This is a genomic window from Virgisporangium aurantiacum (assembly GCF_016863635.1).
Taxonomy (GTDB): domain Bacteria; phylum Actinomycetota; class Actinomycetes; order Mycobacteriales; family Micromonosporaceae; genus Virgisporangium; species Virgisporangium aurantiacum.
Window position 1 is genome coordinate 1 of sequence record NZ_BOPG01000064.1, and the last position, 16,573, is coordinate 16,573.

Here is a 16,573-nt window from a genome sequence, read left to right on the forward strand (position 1 = left end):
TCTGCAGCACCTTGCCGGCACCGCAGATCAACTGCCGGGTGACCAGGAACGGGATGAGAATGTCGGCCAGCTGCCCGAACTCACCCTGCCGGGAGACGCAGTAGTTCTCGTGGCAACCGTAGGAGTTGCCGGCCGAGTCGGTGTTGTTCTTGAACAGGTAGATGTCGCCGGCGATGCCCTCGTCGTGCAGCCGCTTCTCCGCGTCGATCAGCAGACCCTCGAGGATCCGCTCACCGGCGCGCTCGTGCACCACCAGGTCACTGACCGAGTCGCACTCGGGCGTGGCGTACTCGGGATGCGAACCCACGTCGAGATACAACCGGGCTCCATTGCGCAGGAAGACGTTGCTCGACCGCCCCCACGAGACGACGCGGCGGAACAGGTAACGGGCCACCTCGTCCGGGGACAGGCGTCGCTGCCCCCGATAGGTACATGTAACTCCGTACTCGGTCTCCAGACCGAAGATCCGCCGGTCCATGAAGGAATCCTAGCCGTCGCGGCGCGTCGATGGCCGTCTACAACAGGTCGGCGATCGCGGCCACCCCGGCGTCGATCGCCCGGCGTGGCGTGTTGCCGAAGCCCAGGATCAGTTGCGGCGAGGGCGGGGCGGCGTGGTACAGGTCGGCCATGCCGTACAGGCCGACGCCGCGGCTCGCGGCGGTCGCGATCAGGGCGGCCTCGTCGGTGGCCGGCGGCAGGTGCAGGACCGCGTGGAAGCCGGCCGCCAGGCCGGTGACGGGGAGGTCGGGCGCGTGCCGGGTCAGGGCCGCGATCAGGGTCTCGCGGCGGGCGGCGTACTCGGCGCGGGCCCGGCGCAGGTGCCGGTCGTACCGGCCGGACTCGATCAGGGTGGCCAGCGCCAACTGGTCGAGGCCGGGGCTGCCGCGGTCGGCGAGGTCCTTGGCCAGCGCCAGCGACGGGGCGAGCGACACAGGGGCGATGATCCAGCCCAGGCGCAGCGCGGGCGCCAGCGACTTGCTCACCGTTCCCAGCGAGACCACGCAGTCGGGCGCCAGGCCCTGCAAAGAACCGACCGGGTCGCGGTCGTAGCGGAACTCGGCGTCGTAGTCGTCCTCGATGATGACGCCGCGGCGGGCGCGCGCCCACGCGATCAGCTCCTGCCGGCGCGGGCCGGTGAGCACGACCCCGGTCGGCCACTGGTGGGCCGGGGTCACCAGGACGGCCCGCGCCCCGGTGCGCCGCAGCGCGTCGACGTCCAGTCCGGATCCGTCGACCGGTACGGGCACCGCGGCCATCCCGGCCCGGTCGGCCAGCCGCGTGACGGCGGTGCCGCTGCCGGGGTCCTCGAAGGCGATCGTGTCGACCCCGTCGGCGGCCAGCGCGTCGACCACCAGGCTCAGCGCCTGCTGCATGCCGGCGCACACGATCAGGTCGGCCGGGGTCGCGCAGACGGCGCGCACGCGCGTCAGATAGGAGGCCAGCACCGCGCGGAGCCGGTGCTGGCCGATGGCCTCGCCGTAGTCGAACGCCGCGTTCGGGACGCTGCGGCAGACCTCCCGGACCGCCCAGGCCCAGGCCTCGCGCGGCGCGAGGCCCAGATCGGGGACGCCGTGCCGGAAGTCCGCGACCGGGAACTGCTGCGAAGAGCCTTTATCGGACGGCGTGGGAGCGGCCGGCCGGACCACCGTGGCCGCCACCCGGGTGGCCGAACCCGCGCGGCTGGTGAGGTAGCCCTCGGCCTGCAGTTGGGCGTAGCAGTCCTGCACCAGCCCGCGCGACAGGCCCAGCGTGCGGGCCAGTTCGCGCGACGACGGCAGCGGCTCGTCGGCGGCCAGCCGCCCGGTGCGGATCGCGGTGCGGAGCTGCTCCTCGAGCTGCGTGCGGAGCCCGCCGCCGGTCCGGTCGATCGTCACCAATAGTTCGGGTCCCGAACCGGCCCACTCGACGCGCATGGAACTGGACCTTATCAGTGAGCCGGTTGGCCCATAGGTTCAACATCATGACGACGACCTACGCCGCGAAGGCGCCCATCGTGACCCGCGCGCTGCTGCTGCGGTGCATCTCCATCTTCGGCGCGGCGGTGGGCTTCTACCTGCCGCTGTCGGTGGTTCCGATGCTCGCCGCGGAGACCGGCTCGGACCGGTCGGCCGGGCTGGCCACGGTCGCGCTGCTGCTGGCCACGGTCGGCGGTGAGATCGTGACGCCGCGCCTGGCCGCCCGGATCGGCTACCGGTGGTCGCTCCTCGCCGGGCTGACGCTGCTCGGCGCGCCCACGCTCCTGCTCGCGGTCAGCGCCGACCCCGGGGTGATCCTCGGCGTGAGCGCGGTGCGCGGCGTCGGGTTCGCGATCTGCGTGGTGGCCGGCGGCGCGCTGACCGCGCAGATCATCCCGGCCGAGCGGCGCGGCGAGGGGCTCGCCGTCGTCGGGCTCGTCAACGGCACCACCAGCCTGATCGCGCTGCCGGCCGGCGTGTGGGCCGCCGACCGCTGGGGCTACGGCGCGGTCTTCGTGGTCACCGCGGTGGTGACGCTCGGCGCGCTGGTCTCGGTCCCCTCGTTGCCGGACCACGACGTGACCGCGACCGCCGCCGACCACCGCGCCGTGCTTCCCGGCCTGGGCCGCCCCGCGCTGATCTTCGCGTCGGTGACCGCGGCCCTGGGCGTGCTCGTGACCTACCTGCCGCTCGCCGCGGCCGGGCAGCCCGCCTGGGTGACCGCGGCCGCGCTGTTCGCCCAGCCGGCCGCGGCCACGTGCACCAGTTGGGTGGCCGGCCGGATCGGTGACCGCGTCGGACCGGTGCGCCTGCTGGCGCCCGGACTCGTGGTCGCCGCGCTCGGGATGGCCTGCCTGTCTTTCACGCCGATCGTCGGGGCGCTCGTGTTCGGCGCCGGGTTCGGCATCCTGCAGAACGCGACGCTGTCGCTGATGTACAAGCGGGTGCCGACCGGCGGCGAGATGACGGTCAGCGCGGTCTGGAACATCGCGTACGACCTCGGCATGGCCGGCGGGGCGCTGGGAGCCGGCCTGGTCGTCGGCGCGGCCGGCTACCCGGCGACCTTCGTTCTCACCGCCGTGGCGATGGTTCCCGCGCTGGTCCTGTCGGTGCGAAGTGCGTCGCGATGAACTCGGCCATCGACGTGGGCGGCGTTCCGGTCACCTCCGCCACGGCCCGGGTGACCTCGGCGAAGCCGCCGGTCCGGACCCGCTCGGCGAGGTCCGCGAAGATGTCCGTGGTCCACGGGTCCGGCCCGTCCTGCGGCGGCGGGTCGTCGGCGCGCATCTCGTGCCCGAGGCGGGCGGAGAGTTCGGCGGCGACGGCGTCGACCGAAAGCGCGGCCGGGCCGGTGAGGGTGTACGCGCGGCCGTGGTGCTCCGCCGGCGCGCGGAGCGCGGCCACCGCGACGGCGGCGATGTCGCGGGCGTCGACCCAGGCGATGGACCCGCCGCCGGACGACAGGCTCAGGACCCGGTCGGTCCGGATGGCGTCGCCGTAGAACCGGGGATCGGTGAGCACCTGGTGGAACCAGGACGGCCGCAGCAGCGTCCAGGAACCGGCCCGGGTCGTGACGGCGTCCTCGACCCGGCGCGCCCAGTGCCGTTCCGGGAGCGTGCCGGCGCCCTGCTCCGACAGCAGGACCACGTGGGCGTCCGGTGCCTCGCTCACCAGGCCGGCGACGAGTTCCGGGGCGTCGGGCACGTCGGGCCGCATCAGGTAGATGGCATCGGCGTTGTCGACCGCGCCCGGCCAGGTATCGGGATCGGCCCAGTCGAACGGGGTCTCCGCGCCGGGCTGCGAGGAGCCTTGTCGGACGTCGGCACCGGCAAGCCGGGCCACCACTTCCCGGCCGGTCTTGCCCCGGGCGCCGGTCACCAGGATCGTCACGGCCGAACCACCGCCTTCCCCGTGGTGGACGTCCCGGCACGCAGCAGGGTGAGCAGGGCCTCGGGCACCCGCTCGATGCCGTCGAGAACCGTTTGCGGGTAGGCGATCCTGCCGTCGCGCAGCCAGCCGGCCATCTCGGCGCGGAACTCGGGCATCCGGTGCAGGTGGTCCGTGACCAGGAACCCGTACGCCGTCGCGCGTTTGGTGATCAGCTCGTAGAGGGTGCGGATCCCGTACGGTTCGCCGCCGTCGTACTGGCTGACCATGCCGCACAACGCCAGCCGGGCACCGACCCTGAGGTGACCGATGGCGGCCTCCAACTGGGCGCCGCCGACGTTGTCGAACACCACGTCGATGCCGTCGGGCGCGGCTTTCTCCAGATGCTCCCGGACGTCGCCGTCGTGGTAGTCGAAGGCCTCATCGAACGTCTCGCGCAGGTGCTCGACCTTCGCGGCCGACCCGGCGCTGCCGATCACCCGGCCCGCGCCGCGCAGCCGGGCGAGCTGGCCGGCGATGCCGCCGACCGCGCCGGCCGCACCGGTGACGAACACCGTGTCGCCGGGCCGCACCCGCTCGGTGCCGATCCACGCGCTCAACCCGGTGGCGCCGAGCGGGCCGAGGTAGGCCTCGGCGGGGATCTTCTCGTCGACGTCGATGACGGAGACCGTCACCGCGTCGGCCACGGTGACCTCGCGCAGCCCGGCGAAGTGCTCGACCACCTGCCCTTCCGCGATCCCCGGCGCCCTGGACCCGACGACGACGCCGACCGCCGCGCCGTCGAGCGGCGCGTCGAGCGGGAACGGCGGGGGGTAGGAGGGCCGGTCGTCCATCCGGCCGCGCATGTACGGGTCCACCGAGAGGTGGGTGTTGCGCACCACCACCTGGCCGGGGCCGGGCTCGGGTACGTCGGTCTCGATCAGGGCGAAATCTTCGGGGGACGCGTGTGCGCGCGGCCTGCGCACCAGGTGCCACTCGCGGGCTCTCATGCGGTCTCCTTCGATACTTTATTGAATCAAGCATCTCCATGCTAAGCACAGATGCTTTAGCCAATCAAGTTTCTTGGTAGAGTGGCCTCCATGGCCGTGCCGCCGGGTCCCGTCACCGCGTCGACCGACGCCGAACGCGCGATGTTCGACTTCGTCGACGCGTACGACCGCGCGTACGAGACCGCCGCGACGAAGCACGGGCTGAGCGTGGCGCAGGCCTGCGTCCTCGGCCGGATCACGACCCCGCGCGGCATGCGCGAACTGGCCGACGAACTGGGTTGCGACGCGTCGAACGTCACCCAGATCATCGCCCGGCTGGAGTCCCGCGACCTGGTGCGCCGCCACACCCACCCGAACGACCGCCGCTCCCGGCAGATCGTCCGCACCCCCGACGGCGACACCCTCTACGCCGACTTCGAGGAGTCGTTCGCGTTCGCGCGCGCCGCCATCTCCCACCTGAGCGCCGCCGAGCAGGACCAGTTGGCGACCCTGCTCCGCAAGGCATTGGGGTCCTCATGACCCTCGACCGTGAGTTGAGCGGCCCGGACGCCCCGCTCCGGGCGACCGCCCGCGCACTGGCCAAGGTCGACGCGGCGCGGGCCCTGGTCCTGGTGGAGGGCATCAGCGACCAGATCGCCCTGGAGGCGGCCGCCGCCGGCCGCGGCCGTGACCTGGACGCCGAGGGTGTCGTGATCGTGCCGATCGGCGGCGCCCACGCGATCCGTCGCTTCCTCGTCCGGATCGCACCCGTGACGCCGCTCGCCGGCCTGTACGACCGGCGCGAGGAGGAGATCGTCCGCCGCGGCCTGGTGGACGCCGGTGTCGGTGCGCCCATGTGCCGCGCCGACCTGGAGGCCCTCGGCTTCTTCGTGTGCGTCGACGACCTGGAGGACGAGCTGATCCGCGCCGTCGGCACCGACCGGGTCGAGGCGCTCATCGCGGCGGAGGGCGACCTCGGCGCGCTCGACTCGATGCGCGGCCAACCGGCCTGGCGCGGCCGCGATCCCGCCGCGCAGATGCGCCGGTGGCTGGGCAGCGGCTCGCGGCGCAAGCTGCGCTACGCCCGCTCCCTGGTCGAGGCCGCCGTCGCGGGGAACGCCCTACCCCGTCCGCTGGACGCGGTCCTGACCACCGTCGCCCGTCGGGAGTAGGCAGCTTTTATTCGTACGGATAAAAGTTTGCATGAATCGATCGGAAGATCTGGCGCACTCAGCGAATGTGATCGATGATGTCCTCCACCGTCCAAGGAGGACCGCATGTCCCCTCACCCACCGTGCCGACGGGACCGGGCGCGGCGCCTGACCGCCGTGCTCGCCGCGGCTCTGCTCGGGCCGATGGCCGTCGTGGCGCCGATCGTGACCCCTGCGGCGGCGGCCGCCGACCTGCCGCCGCAGGAGCCCGGCGTCACCCTGCGGACCTACGACGTCCGGGTGCCGCTCAGCGCGATCTGCACGCTCAAGCCCGGGCAGACGCCGAACGTCGACAAGCTGATGCCCACCATCGACTGGACCAGCGCGGCCGACTTCGGGTTCGAGGACAACTTTCTCACCCACGCGCTGGCCAACCTGAACATCGCCACCGCCGGCGACTACACGTTCCGGCTCACCAGCGACGACGGGTCCCGGTTGTACATCGACGACACGCTCGTCGTCGACCATGACGGGTTGCACGGCGCGACCTCCAAGGACGGCACCATCACGCTGACCGCGGGCTACCACTCGCTGCGGGCCGAGATGTTCGAGGCCGGTGGCGGCCAGCAGCTCACGGTCGCCTGGTTGCCGCCCGGCGCCACGGACTTCGCCGTCGTGCCCAACAGCGTGCTGAGCACCGACGCCGGTGTGGTGCGCGTGACGGCGCCCGGGTACAAGCAGTGCCAGGGCGTCGCGGACGCGCCCGGCGACGGACTGCCGCTGGACGCGGTCAACCCGAACTACACGCTCACCGACCTGCGGCCGCCGGGCTTCGAGCCGCAGGTGACCGCGATGGACTGGACGCGCGACGGCCGGCTGGTGATCGCCACCTGGGGCGGCAGCGACCAGACGCGGGGCGAGGTCTACATCGTCGGCAACGTCACCGGGAGAACGGGGCCCGGCAGGGTGACGTACAAGAAGGTCGCCGAGGGGCTGAAGGAGCCCATGGGACTCGCGGTCGTCGACGGCACCATCTACGTGTCGCAGAAGCACGAGCTCACCGAGTTGCGCGACACCAACCGCGACGAGGTGGCCGACGAGTACCGCACCGTGGCCACGTGGCCGTTCGGCGGCAACTTCCACGAGTTCGCGTTCGGCCTGCTCTACCGGGACGGCAACTTCTACCTGAACCTGTCCGTCTCCATCAACTACGGCGGCGAGACCACCGACCCGCAACCCGCGGCCAATCGCGGCACGAGCATCGTCGTGAACAGGCGCACCGGCGCGGTGAGCTACGTCGCCGGCGGGCTGCGCACGCCCAACGGTCTCGGCTGGGGTCCGGACAGGGACCTTTTCGTGACCGACAACCAGGGCGGCTGGTTGCCCGCCTCGAAGCTGGTACGGATAAAGAAGGACCGATTCTTCAACCACTACACCAACCCGGCCGGACCGTTCGACGCCAACGCGGTCACCGAGCCCGTGCTGTGGCTGCCGCAGAACGAGATCGCCAACTCGCCGAGCACGCCGGTCCTCCTCACCAAGGGCCCGTTCAAGGACCAGATGCTGATCGGCGACGTCACGTACGGCGGGCTGCAGCGGGCCTACCTGGAAAAGGTGAACGGCGAGTACCAGGGCGCGGTGTTCCGGCACACGCAGGGTCTCGAAGCGGGCGTCAACCGGACCACCATCGGCCCCGACGGCGCCATCTACGTCGGCGGGCTCGGCGCGGACGGCAACTGGGGCCAGCCCGGCAAGCTCCGGTACGGCCTGCAGAAGCTGACGCCCAACGGCACCACCACGTTCGACATGAAGTCGATGAGCGCGACGCGGGACGGCTTCCGGATCGAGTACACCAAGCCGCTCAGCGACGCGACGATCGAGAACCTCGTGCAGAAGTACCGCCTCACCCAGTGGCGGTACGTGGCGACGCCGCAGTACGGCGGGCCGAAGGTCGACGAGGAGAAGCTGACCGTCACGAAGGCGACCGTCTCGCGCGACCGGAAGAGCGTCGAGCTGACAGTGGACGGGCGCCGGCCGGGGTTCGTGGTGTATCTGCGCTCACCGCGTCCCTTCGCTTCTAAATCCGGCGAGGAACTGTGGAGCACCGAGGCCTGGTACACGCTCAACGCCATCCCCGGAGAGCATGACGACGAGGTCTTCTACGAGGCCGAGGCGGGCCGGCGGGAGAACGGTGCCAGCATCGCCACCGACCACCGCGGCTACTCGGGTGTCGGCTTCGCCGCCGGGTACTGGAACCCGAACGCCGCCACCACGATCAAGGTCGAGGTGCGGCACGGCGGCGAGTACGACGTCGGCCTGCGGTACAGCAACGGCCCCAACCCGTTCCAGGGCACGAAGACCGTCAGCGTCTACGTCAACGGCACGAAGGTGGGACAGACGGCGTTGCCGTCGACGATCACCTGGGACGAGTGGGCGACGAAGACCGAACGGCTCCGGCTGAACGCCGGCCTCAACACGGTCACCTATCGTTTTGACGAGGGCGACACCGGCAACGTCAACCTCGACCTGATCACCGTGCGCCGGCCGGGCCAGCGGATCACCCTGTTCGACGGCGGCGACCTGGCGGAGTGGCAGCACACCGACGGCCGCCCGGCGAGCTGGCAGCGCAAGGCCGGCCGCGCCATGGAGGTGTCCGGCGGAGACCTGCGCACGAAGCAGGCGTTCGGCGACTTCCGGCTGCACGTGGAGTTCAAGGTGCCGCTGCTGCCGCCCGACGTCACCGGCCAGAACCGCGGCAACAGCGGCGTGTACCTCCAGGAGCGCTACGAGATCCAGATCCTGGACTCGTACGGCGACCCGACCAACGACAACAACGAGTGCGCCGCCATCTACACGCAGAAGGCGCCCGACGTCAACGCGTCGAGACCGCCGGAAACCTGGCAGGCGTACGACATCTGGTACCGCGCCGCCCGTTACGACGACGCCGGCGCCAAGGTCGAGAACGCCGTGGTGACCGTGGTCTGGAACGGGAAGCGCGTGCACGACCGGGTCGCCATCACGGGACCGACCGGCGGCAACATCCCCGAGGGACCGGCAACCGGGTCGATCCGGTTGCAGGACCACGGAAACGCGGTCCAGTACCGGAACGTCTGGATCGAACCGCTCGGCTGATCCGCGCCCGGTGGCGGCCGGTCCGACGGATCGGCCGCCACCGTGGCCTACAGCCGCCCGCGGGCGGACGTGCCGCGGCGGGCCGTTTCGGCCGGATCGGCGTCGAAGAACGAGCGCCATTCGATGGCCTGCCGGTGGGTCGGGTTACCGGCCAGGGTGGCCGCGTGCAGCCCGGTGCGGTCCAGCAGCGGGCGGAGGCGGCGCCACTGGTCGAACGACAGTTCCAGGTACACGAGGGCCGGCAGGTCGGCGAGGACGGTCAGGTCGGCGACGTCGGCGTCGGCGAGGGACAGGCCGTGCAGGTTCGGGACGGTCCGCAGCGGAGCCAGGTCGGCCGGGGTGACGCCCTTGGTGAGGCGGAGCGAGCGCAGGGTCGGGTGGCCGGCCAGCGGCGCGAGGTCCGACGCGCAGTTCGCGCCCAGGTGCTCGACCGGCAGTTCCCGTACCGGTCCGAGGTCCGCCCGGGCGTACACCGACAGCGAACGCAGCCGGCGCAGTCCGGCGAGGGGCGCGGTGTCGACGGGGCCGCCGGTCACGAGCAGTTCCTGCAGGTCCGGCTGGTTCCGCAGCGGTTCGAGGCCGGCCTCGTCGCTGACCTGCAGCCGGAGGTGGTGCCGCGGGGCGGCCGGGCACGCACCGCCGGCCAGCACCGCGGTGACCGACTCGGCGACGTATCCGGGCTGTGTGGCCGAGTCGACGCCCACCTCGATGACCTGGCCCGGCCGGCCGTTGCGGGCCGGTGCGAGGTCGACGGCGAGGTAGTTGCCGCCCGAGTCGTCGGCGATCGGGATCCACCCGGGGTGGCCGCTCGCCCGGCGGACCGTGTCGGCCGGGTCGGTGTCGAGGACGACCCGTTTCCACCCGATCGACCAGCCGGCCTCGGCCGGGACCGAGGTGATCTCGTACGCGTCGACGACCTCGGCGAGGGTGTACCGCGTCCATCCGTCGATGTCGCCGCCGCCGTCCGCGAGCGCGTACAGCGCCCGCAGGTCGGGTGGCAACGGATGACCCAACGCCGCCTCGGCCGCGGCGATCTCGTCCCCGGTGGCGCCGGGCGGCAGGTCGTCGCCGGCCCGGTCGCCCGCCTGGTCGAGGAGCAGCGCCACGGCCCGGTCGGGATCACCGGCGTACGTCCGATCCAGCACGACGGGCTCGGGATCGAGCGTCTCCGGCGGCAGGTCGCGGCGGAACACCGCCGTGTAGGTGTTACCGACGTTCGCCGCGCGCAGGCCGAACCGGGCGACCGCGTCGTACTCGCCGCCGGCGTCGACCGTCAGGTGGACCGCCACCTGCCGGAAGCCGGTTCCCGCGACGAGCCGGCCGAACAGCTCCGTCATCGGGGCACCGATCGCGTCGTGGCTCATCGCCGGGACGTGGACGCCGTCGCCGTCGGCGGTCCGGTACCGGACGCCCGCGCCGCCGTGACCGCGGGCGACCAGATCCACCGACAGCTCGGCCGTGTGCCAGCCGGCCGGACCGTGGTCGAACAGGAGGCGGGCGGCGTCCCGCAGGGCTTCGGGGTCTGTCATCGTTCCGCTCCGAGGTAGGCGTGCACCGCTGAGATCACGACCGATCCTTCCCCGACCGCCGAGGCCACCCGCTTGACCGAGCCGGCCCGGACGTCACCGACGGCGAACAGGCCGGGCACCGAGGTCTCGAACGCCCCGTGCGTCGTGACGAAGCCCTTGTCGTCGAGGTCGACGCCGACGTCGCGGAGCCAGCCGGTCGACGGCAGGGCGCCGATCATCAGGAACAGCCCGCCGGCCTCCAGGTGGACGTCCCGCCGGGTGAGCCCGTCCCGCCACGTGAGGTGGGTGAGCCGGTGCCCGCCCCGCGCGGAGGTCAGCTCCGACCGGGGATGGACGGTGATCCGGTCGTGGTGGCGGATCCGTTGTTCGAGGTAGGTCGACATGGTCTCGGACAGGCTGTCGCGGCGGATGAGGACGTGGACGCGGTCGGCCCGCCGGGCCAGGAACAGGGCGGCCTGTCCCGCCGAGTTGGCACCCCCGACCACGACCACGTCCCGGCCGACGCACGCGCGCGCCTCGATCTCGGTGGCGGCGTAGTAGACGCCGCGACCGTCGAGTTCGGCGACCCCCGGAATCGTCGCCAGCCGCCGGTACCGGACGCCGCTGGCGATGACCACCGCCCGGGCGGTGACGTCGTTCCGGTCGTCGAGCCGGACGCGGAAGCCGTCCGGATCCCGGGTCAGTCCGGTGACGGAGCGGGGGGAGACGAGCCGGACCCCGAACTTGACCGCCTGCAGCATCGCCGACCGGGCCAGCTCGGTGCCGGCGACGCCGCGCGGGAAGCCCAGGTAGTTCTCGATCCGCGACGAGGTTCCGGCCTGTCCGCCGGGTGCGACGTCCTCGACGAGCACGACGTCGAGCCCTTCGGAGGCCCCGTAGACCGCGGCGGCCAGGCCGGCCGGACCGGCGCCGACGATCAGCAGGTCGCACCGGGCCCGGTCGGACAGCCCGTCGAGGTCGAGACCGACGGCGGCGGCCAGGTCGCGGTTCGTCGGTGCGGTGAGGACCTGTCCACGCCCGGTGACCACGGCCGGCCCCCGCGCCGGGAGCGCGCACACGGCCGTGACCTCGGACCACGCCGGCCGGTCCGAGCGCAGCACGATCCGGTAGGGGAGGTGGTTGCGCTCGGCGAACTCCCGCAGCCGGTGGAGGTGGCGGTCGTCGTCACCGGCGAGGACGAGGCCACCCTCGCCCCACCGGGTGAGCATGCGCCGCCGGGCGTCGAACGCGGAGACCAACAGGTCCCCGAGCTCCACCGAGGTCGCGACGAGCCGGCGCAGCTGCGCGACCGGCACCCGCAGCAGCGTGGTGTCCGCCATCGCGACACCGGCGAGGAACGCCGGCTGCCCCATCAACATGCCGAGCTCGCCGACGAAGTCACCGGGCTCCACCACGACCACGACCCGGTCGTCCCGCCGGTCCACGAGACACACCCCACCGGCCCGCACGAGGTACAGGTCGTAGGACTCGCCGCCCTCCCACAGGACCTCTCCGGGCCGGGGACGGATCACCTGTCCGACCGACTCCAGCAGCATCCGGCCCTCGTCGCCGAAGTCCGGCCAGGCCTCGACATCGGTCTGGTCGGACCGTTGGGAGGAGTACCGTGTGCGCCCATCGGGCGCCGGGATGGTGCTGGTGCTCTCGGGACTCAGGCTGTGCTCCACATCTGGAATTTACGGCCGTGGCACGGCGCAGATCGTGTCAGGTCGGACTTTCAGTGCCGTGACGCCGTTGAGAGGGATCTGAAAGCCGTCGTGGCTATGCAATGGCGTGCCGGCGTTATCGTCGTGACCGGGCGCCATCGAGGAGGGCAATGGATCGGCCTGGAAAGGTCTGGCTCGGGGTGCTCGGCCCGTTGGAGGTGACCTCCGACGGGCGTGCCGTCGACCTGCCCGCGGGTCAGGTACGCACCCTGCTGGCGTCCCTGCTGGTGGCGTTCGGCCGGCCGGTGCTGATGGACGACCTGGCGGAACGGCTCTGGCCGGACCGGATGCCGGTCCGCGTGCGCGCCACGGTGTACACCTACGTCGCCCGCCTGCGCGGCTTGCTGGGCCACGACCTGATCCGCACGACGGCCGGCGGCGCGTACCTGATCGCCGCCGAGCCGGAGCAGGTCGACCTGTGGCGGTTCCGGGACCTGCTCGCCGCGGCCCGTCGGGCCGGGTCGGCGGAGGCGGAACTGGCATTGCTGCGGGACGCGTTGCGGCTGTGGCGCGGCCAGCCGTTCCACGGTATGGAGTCGGCGTGGCTGACGCGGGAGGTGGTGCCGGGTCTGGTCGACGAGTGGTTCGCCGCGGTCGAGCGGCGGATCGACCTGGAGTCGGCGCACGCGGATCCGGGCGCCGTGGTCGCCGAGTTGCGGGACCTGGTGGCGAGCGGACCCACCCGGGAGTCGCTGTGGCTGCGGCTGATCGAGGCGTTGCGGCAGTCGGGTCGCCGGGTCGAGGCCCTCGACGCGTACCAGCAGATCCGGGCGGCGTTGGCCGACGAGTTCGGCATCGATCCGGGTGACGCGTTGCAGCGGCTGCACCGGGCGATCCTGGTGGAGGGGGTGGGGCAGAGCGACGCCGCGCCGCCGGTGCCGGCGCCGGCCGGTCCGGTTCGTCAGCTGCCGCACGACATCGTCGGTTTCTGCGGCCGGTCGGAGCTGGAACAGCTCAATCGGTTGCGGCCGGAGGCCGACGGTGACGCGGCGCAGCCGACGACCGTCGTCGCGATCGACGGTGCGCCCGGCGTCGGGAAGACCACCATCGCGGTGCACTGGGCCCACCGGATCGCGCACGCCTATCCGGACGTCCAGCTGTACCTGAATTTGCGCGGCTACGGTCCCGGCGAACCGGTCTCTCCCTCGGCGGCGGCGGAGACGTTGCTGCGGGCGTTGGGGGTGCCGACCGAGGCCATTCCGGCGGCGACCGACGAGCGGTCGGCGTTGCTGCGGAGCGTCGTGGCCAGCCGGCGCACGCTGCTGCTGCTCGACGACGCCCGCGACGCCGAACAGGTGCGTCCGCTCCTGCCCGGCGGCGACAGCCTCGTCGTCATCACCAGCCGCAGCCAGTTGCGGGGACTGTCCATCCGGGACGGTGCGCGCCGGGTGACGCTGGACCGGCTGCCGGTCGACGAGGCGCTCGCGATGCTGGCGAGCACGGTGGGGGCCGACCGGGTGGCGGCGGAGCCGGTGGCCGCCGGCCGGCTGGTCGACCTGTGCGACCGGCTGCCGTTGGCGTTGGCCATCGTGGCCGAGCGCGCGTCGCGCGCCGACAGCCTGCGCGAGGTGGTCCACGCGCTGCTGGACGAGAAGGCCCGTCTCGACGTGTTCGGCGCCGGCGAGGACGACCCGCACACGGACCTGCGCGCCGCCCTGTCCTGGTCGTACCGCGCCCTCGACGGGGACGCGGCCGCGATGTTCCGCAAGCTCGGCCTGCACCCGTGCAACGACATCGGGCTGGAGGCCGCGGCGGCGCTGGCCGACCTGTCCACCCGGCAGGTGGGCCGGTCGCTGGACCGGTTGGCCGCGGCGCACCTGGTGGAGCACCGCCGGGCGCAGCGGTTCGAGGTCCACGACCTGATCCGGCGGTACGCGACGGAGCGGGCCGAGCACGACGAACCGGCCGCCGACCGGACCGCCGCGGTCCGGCGGATGCTGGACTGGTACCTGCACACCGCGGTGAGTGCCGACAACACCCTGATGCCGCACCGGGTCCGCGACTTCGTCGCGCCGTACGAGGCCACCGTGCCGGTCGCCCGGTTCGCGACGACCACGGAGGCGCTCGCCTGGTTCGAGCGGGAGTACCAGTGCCTGCGCACGGTGGTGGACTGGGCCGCCGGCAACGGATGGGTCGGGCACGCGTGGCGGATCGCCATGGCGATGACGACGTTCTTCGACGCGGTGATCCCCTGGCAGGACGGGACCGAGTTCTACGACTCGGTGCTGCGCGCGGCCGAGCGGGCCGCCGAGCACGCCGGCCAGGCCTACCTGCTCAACTCGCTCGGCTGCATCTTTCTCGACCGGGAGGACTGGCACCGGGCGGCCGCGTACTTCCGACGGTCGCTGGCCCGCTTCCAGCAGGTGGAGCACGCGCGCGGGATGGCGATGGTGCTGGGCAACCACGGCCGCGCGCAGGGGCACATCGGCGACCACGAGCGGGCGCGGCGCGACATCATCCGCGCGATCAACCTGTACCGGCAGCTACGGTCGCGGCGCGGCGTCGCCCAGAACCTCGACAACCTCGGCACCACGTTCGCCCGCTCCGGCGCACAGCGGCGCGCGATCGTCTGTTTCCTCCAGGCGAGCGAGATCACGCGGGAGATCGGCGACACGCACACCCTGGCGATGATCCAGCATCAGCTCGGCCTGTCCTACGCGGCGATCGGCGAGATGGCCAACGCGATCCACGCGTTCCGCGAGTCCATCGCCGCGTTCCACGAGATCGGCATCCGGCGCTGGGAGGCGCTCGTGCTCGTCGACCTCGGCAAGGCCGTGCACCAGGCCGGCCACCCGGGCCTGGCCCGGCAGGTGCTCGCGGCGGCGCTGACGACGCTGACGTGGATCGGCGACCCCCGGTCACACGAGATCAGCGCGATCGTGGACGGCGCGCAGCCCACCTGAGGCTACGTCGGATCCCAGCGACGCGGATCGCGGCGGAACGCCCGGCGCCACAGCACGGCGAGCGGAATCACCAGCACCAGGCCGGCGACGCCGAACAGGGCCACCGTCGCGGGCGGACCGATCTGGTCGGCCACGAATCCACCGGCGATCGGGCTGAGCCCGGACGCCGCACCGAGCCCGGTGTTGCTGAGACCCACCACCCGGCCACGGTGCTCGTCCGGCACCGCCAGCGTCACCACCGAGGTCGCCTGCATGACGACGGCGGTGCCCAACCCGCCGGACACCGCGAACACCACGAACGACACCACGATCCCCGGACGCGCCAGGCACACGACGAGCACGGCGGCGGACGCCATCGCCAACGGTCCGATCAGCGGTGACCGGCGATGGGCCGGCACCCATCGCGCCAGCACGTACGCGCCGACGACGCTCCCCACCGGATCACCGGCCAGCAACAGGCCCACCGTGGCCGCGCCGCCACCGGCCGCCGCCGCGTAGGGCGCCGCGAGGCCCTCGTACACCGTCAACGCGGCCATCATCCAGGTCAGCAGGACCAGCGACAGCAACGCCGGATCGGTGAACGTCATCCGGGCGCCCTGCCGCATCGAGCGCGCCCAGCCGGGCCGCTGCCCGTCACCGCCCGGCGCCCGACGATCGGCCATTCCGACCCGAAGCAGCGCCGCCGACAGCGCGAACGTCACCGCGTCGACGACCAGGGCCGTGCGCGGGCTCGTCGCGGTGACGAGCAGGCCGCCGGCACCGAAGCCGAGCACCTGGGCCGACTGCACGGTCATGTTGCGGACGGCCATGCCCACGAGGAACCGCTCACCGGCGAGCACCGCCGGCAACGACGCCACCTGTGCGGCCTTGAAGACCGGGTTGAGCAACGACACGGCGCCGACGAGCGTGCACAGCACCCAGAACGGCAGGCCGGGGATGGCGACCGCGAGCACCAGGCCGGCGCGCAGCACGTCGACGGCCACCATCACCTCGCGGCGCCGGAACCGGTCGGCGACCCCGGCCAGCAGCACGCCGCCCAGCAACGACGGCGCGAACGTCAACCCGTAGGTCAGGCCGGTGAGCGCGGACGAGCCGGTGGCCCGGAACACCATGTACGACAACGCCACCCGGGCGAGCTGGTCACCGGCGATCGAGCACAACTCGGCGAACCACATCCAGCGGAATTCGGCCACACCGAAGACGTCGCGGAACGTCGCTCTCGGTCGGGTCTGCGTCATCGACGTGTTGCCTCCGATAGGGCGGCGCGGACCGCGTCGGGTGGACGCTGAGTGGAGCACGACGCGCTTGCTCGGCGCTGACACGCCGGAGACCGGACTGACAGGAC

General features: G+C 72.5%; 12 protein-coding genes. 5 read left to right on the top strand and 7 right to left on the bottom strand.

The features are described 5' to 3' along the window. Window positions 1-478, bottom strand: a 478-nt coding sequence (locus Vau01_RS43365) for a proteasome accessory factor PafA2 family protein (protein WP_204005964.1), incomplete at its 3' end; no start/stop codon positions are given. A 37-nt stretch (window positions 479-515) separates the two neighbouring features. Continuing rightward, window positions 516-1,913, bottom strand: a complete 1,398-nt coding sequence (gene pdxR, locus Vau01_RS43370) for a MocR-like pyridoxine biosynthesis transcription factor PdxR (RefSeq protein WP_204005965.1) — start codon at window positions 1,911-1,913, stop codon at window positions 516-518. A gap of 47 nt (window positions 1,914-1,960) precedes the next feature. Here pdxR and Vau01_RS43375 point away from each other — a divergent pair, with 47 nt between their 5' ends. Then, entirely contained in the window at window positions 1,961-3,085 is a 1,125-nt protein-coding gene (locus Vau01_RS43375; protein ID WP_204005966.1) for an MFS transporter, read from the top strand. On the opposite strand, the gene Vau01_RS43380 is transcribed toward Vau01_RS43375, so the two are convergent. Further along, window positions 3,027-3,845, bottom strand: a complete 819-nt coding sequence (locus tag Vau01_RS43380; protein ID WP_204005967.1) for a Rossmann-fold NAD(P)-binding domain-containing protein — start codon at window positions 3,843-3,845, stop codon at window positions 3,027-3,029. The two genes, Vau01_RS43375 and Vau01_RS43380, sit on opposite strands and share 59 nt — an antisense overlap. Continuing rightward, on the bottom strand, window positions 3,842-4,831 hold the full coding sequence (locus Vau01_RS43385; protein ID WP_204005968.1) for an NADP-dependent oxidoreductase: 990 nt from the start codon (window positions 4,829-4,831) through the stop codon (window positions 3,842-3,844). Before Vau01_RS43385 ends, Vau01_RS43380 begins: the two co-directional genes overlap by 4 nt. Window positions 4,832-4,921: 90 nt before the next feature. Between Vau01_RS43385 and Vau01_RS43390 the strand changes: the two genes are divergently transcribed. The 3 genes from Vau01_RS43390 (at window position 4,922) to Vau01_RS43400 (ending at window position 9,093) form a co-directional block, all read left to right on the top strand. Continuing rightward, window positions 4,922-5,350, top strand: a complete 429-nt coding sequence (locus Vau01_RS43390; RefSeq protein WP_204005969.1) for a MarR family winged helix-turn-helix transcriptional regulator — start codon at window positions 4,922-4,924, stop codon at window positions 5,348-5,350. Then, on the top strand, window positions 5,347-5,982 hold the full coding sequence (locus Vau01_RS43395) for a TOPRIM nucleotidyl transferase/hydrolase domain-containing protein (protein WP_239152315.1): 636 nt from the start codon (window positions 5,347-5,349) through the stop codon (window positions 5,980-5,982). The genes Vau01_RS43390 and Vau01_RS43395 overlap by 4 nt, the downstream gene beginning before the upstream one ends. A gap of 105 nt (window positions 5,983-6,087) precedes the next feature. Continuing rightward, a complete protein-coding gene (locus tag Vau01_RS43400) occupies window positions 6,088-9,093 on the top strand; it encodes a 3-keto-alpha-glucoside-1,2-lyase-like domain-containing protein (RefSeq protein ID WP_239152316.1) in 3,006 nt (1,001 codons plus the stop codon). Between the two features lie 47 nt (window positions 9,094-9,140). Here Vau01_RS43400 and Vau01_RS43405 read toward each other — a convergent pair whose 3' ends face one another. Continuing rightward, window positions 9,141-10,622, bottom strand: coding sequence for an SMI1/KNR4 family protein (locus tag Vau01_RS43405; protein WP_204005970.1), 1,482 nt, complete (start codon window positions 10,620-10,622; stop codon window positions 9,141-9,143). Then, window positions 10,619-12,286, bottom strand: a complete 1,668-nt coding sequence (locus Vau01_RS43410) for an FAD-dependent oxidoreductase (RefSeq protein ID WP_239152317.1) — start codon at window positions 12,284-12,286, stop codon at window positions 10,619-10,621. The genes Vau01_RS43405 and Vau01_RS43410 overlap by 4 nt, the downstream gene beginning before the upstream one ends. A 149-nt stretch (window positions 12,287-12,435) precedes the next feature. Between Vau01_RS43410 and Vau01_RS43415 the strand changes: the two genes are divergently transcribed. Next, entirely contained in the window at window positions 12,436-15,228 is a 2,793-nt protein-coding gene (locus Vau01_RS43415) for an AfsR/SARP family transcriptional regulator (RefSeq protein WP_204005971.1), read from the top strand. A gap of 2 nt (window positions 15,229-15,230) precedes the next feature. Here Vau01_RS43415 and Vau01_RS43420 read toward each other — a convergent pair whose 3' ends face one another. After that, the gene (locus Vau01_RS43420) at window positions 15,231-16,466 is read right to left on the bottom strand and encodes an MFS transporter (protein WP_204005973.1); all 1,236 of its coding nucleotides are present in this window, start codon (window positions 16,464-16,466) and stop codon (window positions 15,231-15,233) included. Window positions 16,467-16,573 lie beyond the last annotated feature (107 nt).

What these genes read in the sequence shown, in the direction of transcription:
- Vau01_RS43415 (WP_204005971.1), top strand. Translation starts at nt 12,436, where the DNA reads ATGGATCGGCCTGGAAAGGTCTGGCTCGGGGTGCTCGGCCCGTTGGAG.
- pdxR (WP_204005965.1), bottom strand. Translation starts at nt 1,913, where the DNA reads ATGCGCGTCGAGTGGGCCGGTTCGGGACCCGAACTATTGGTGACGATC.
- Vau01_RS43405 (WP_204005970.1), bottom strand. Translation starts at nt 10,622, where the DNA reads ATGACAGACCCCGAAGCCCTGCGGGACGCCGCCCGCCTCCTGTTCGAC.
- Vau01_RS43390 (WP_204005969.1), top strand. Translation starts at nt 4,922, where the DNA reads ATGGCCGTGCCGCCGGGTCCCGTCACCGCGTCGACCGACGCCGAACGC.
- Vau01_RS43395 (WP_239152315.1), top strand. Translation starts at nt 5,347, where the DNA reads ATGACCCTCGACCGTGAGTTGAGCGGCCCGGACGCCCCGCTCCGGGCG.
- Vau01_RS43400 (WP_239152316.1), top strand. Translation starts at nt 6,088, where the DNA reads ATGTCCCCTCACCCACCGTGCCGACGGGACCGGGCGCGGCGCCTGACC.
- Vau01_RS43385 (WP_204005968.1), bottom strand. Translation starts at nt 4,831, where the DNA reads ATGAGAGCCCGCGAGTGGCACCTGGTGCGCAGGCCGCGCGCACACGCG.
- Vau01_RS43420 (WP_204005973.1), bottom strand. Translation starts at nt 16,466, where the DNA reads ATGACGCAGACCCGACCGAGAGCGACGTTCCGCGACGTCTTCGGTGTG.
- Vau01_RS43375 (WP_204005966.1), top strand. Translation starts at nt 1,961, where the DNA reads ATGACGACGACCTACGCCGCGAAGGCGCCCATCGTGACCCGCGCGCTG.